Below are 2,286 nucleotides of genomic sequence, written 5' to 3' on the forward strand. Positions count from 1 at the left end.
TTTTTATAGTTAACATATGAGATATTATCGGAAGAGAGGAAGCCCAAAAGCTTCTTCTCTTTTCTACTTAAATTCAATTAACACAAAAAAGTTTTCAAAAATTGATCATTCATTCATTAATCGCCGATTGTAAAATTAAGCTAGACAATTGAAAAAGCCATTCGTGGTACACTCACAATGTATTTTCCGACCAAAGAAAAACATAGGAGTGATCACGAATGACCTACACCCATCTTACCACGGATGAACTGGTGATGATAGAATCCTACCACCGCCAAAATATACCTGTAGCGATCATTGCTAAGTTGATGAACCGTTCCAGGCAGCCAATCTACAACGTCATCAATTTCCTGAAATCAGGACATACAGCGCTCGACTTCTACACGCAATACAAGAAAAATAAGAAACGCTGCGGCCGGCGGAAGATTGTCCTGCCGAAGAAACAAGTGGCCTATGTTCAAGACAAGGTGGCGCAGGGCTGGACGCCGGATGTCATTGTCGGCCGGGCAGAAACGGCCATCGATTGTTCCGCGCGCACCATCTATCGCATGTTCAAAAATCAGGTCTTTGACGCCGCCACGCTGCCGATGAAAGGAAAACGGAAACCCAATGGACACCAGGAACGCCGGGGAAAACAGGCGTTCAAACGCCATATTTCCGAACGGGAAGCCGACAACCCGTCGTTCAAAAAAGAGTTCGGGCATATCGAAGGCGACACCATTGTGGGTGCCCGCCACAAAAGTGCGGTGATCACGCTGGTCGAACGGCTGACGAAAGTCATCATCGCCCTGAAGCCTGCAGGACGCAAGGCTTGCGATATTGAAACTGCGTTGAACCAGTGGTTCCAAGGGGTCCCGAGAAATCTGTTCAAATCCATCACGTTTGATTGCGGCAAGGAATTCTCCAATTGGAAACCGTTGTGCAACCGGCACGACGTCTCGATTTACTTTGCGGATCCCGGCACGCCTTCTCAGCGCGCCTTGAATGAAAACTCCAACGGGCTCCTGCGGAAAGACGGCTTGGCAAAGGAAATGGACTTCAACCAGGTGGATCAAACATTCATTTCGTCGGTGGCCGACAAGCGGAATAACATCCCAAGAAAGTCACTGAATTACCGCACACCGTTGGAGGCATTTTTGAGTCACCTGAATGGAGTCGATCTGTCTAGCTTAAATTGACAAACGGAATGATTTAAAGATATCAGTGTACTGCAACTTTTAACTGATACATCTATAAAAGCAGCAAAGGATTTTTCGTCAGCAACCGCCAGGGCGTTAGTCTATCGATTGTTCGACGTGAATGATTGCCTCGAACGGCACATGGATGATCCCTTCCCTTTGATTGGCCAGCTCGACGGTCCGCTCCATGTAGTTCGTCCGGTGCACGAATCCTCTGAATCGTTTCATCTCCCGCTTCTCCACATATTTTACCTCTACCAAATCTCCGCTGAAGATCGCGTCGTTCAGCACATTCTCATAGACCGATAGGACCTGTTCATCGATATCTGGCATCTCAATTTTTTGAATCTCTTTATAGTATTTCGTCAGTAGCGCCTTGTGCTCGGGCATGAGGAATGGGATCCATTTCAATTCGCCCCGATCGCGATACATCGTCATAATAATTACCCCTCTCAATAAAACGAACGTTTGTTCTTATTTTATACCCGATTTGTCCCGTTTGAACAGCCTTTTTCGTGATTGGTAATCCGTGCGTCCTGTTTCCGTACTCTAGCTCGCTGGTCTTCGGTGCAAGGGACGTCAAAAAAATGACGCGCCCTCCGGCCCGTCTTCCTTCGCTTTAGGCTCAAAGCGAGGCTTTTCGCTCGTTGGCTACGGAAGCCTGTCCCTCCGTTTGCTCTACGCATTTTTTTGAGGCTCTCCCTGCGGTCGCCCTTGCACCGTCTCCCGACGCTCGCTTCGTTCCCGTCAACAGGACGCACAACGGTGTTCGTTCTGAGCTCGGCTTATCCGAAAGGGGACAAACCATCATGGAACTTACATCCATCATCGAGGTCATTCGTATCAAACAAGAGATTCGCGAGGAGATGGTCGCTCTCGAGCACGCCATCATCCAATCACCGGACAGTGCCCGACAAATCGGTTCCTCGTTCATCGGGGACGACGACCGTGAAGTGTTCCTCGTCATCATGCTCAACACAAAGAACCGGGTCATCGGCGTCCACCGGGCACACGTCGGGAGCGTCAACTCGAGTGTCGTCCACCCACGGGAGGTCTTCAAATGCGCCATCTTGAACAACGCCTCGTGCCTCATCGTCTGTCATCAGCA

General features: G+C 49.2%; 3 protein-coding genes. 2 read left to right on the plus strand and 1 reads right to left on the minus strand.

Going from position 1 to position 2,286, the window contains the following annotated elements; all coding sequences use genetic code 11:
- Positions 1-218: 218 nt before the first annotated feature.
- Complete coding sequence (locus DPV68_RS14410) at positions 219-1,178, plus strand: IS30 family transposase (protein ID WP_114167461.1); 960 nt, start codon at positions 219-221, stop codon at positions 1,176-1,178.
- Positions 1,179-1,274: 96 nt separating this feature from the next.
- On the opposite strand, the gene DPV68_RS14415 is transcribed toward DPV68_RS14410, so the two are convergent.
- Positions 1,275-1,616, minus strand: a complete 342-nt coding sequence (locus DPV68_RS14415; protein WP_029595514.1) for a YolD-like family protein — start codon at positions 1,614-1,616, stop codon at positions 1,275-1,277.
- Between the two features lie 371 nt (positions 1,617-1,987).
- Here DPV68_RS14415 and DPV68_RS14420 point away from each other — a divergent pair.
- Positions 1,988-2,286 (plus strand): JAB domain-containing protein (locus DPV68_RS14420; RefSeq protein ID WP_198662336.1); only part of this gene is annotated, 299 nt, incomplete at its 3' end.

Source organism: Exiguobacterium sp. TNDT2 (assembly GCF_003331145.1).
Lineage (GTDB): Bacteria > Bacillota > Bacilli > Exiguobacteriales > Exiguobacteriaceae > Exiguobacterium.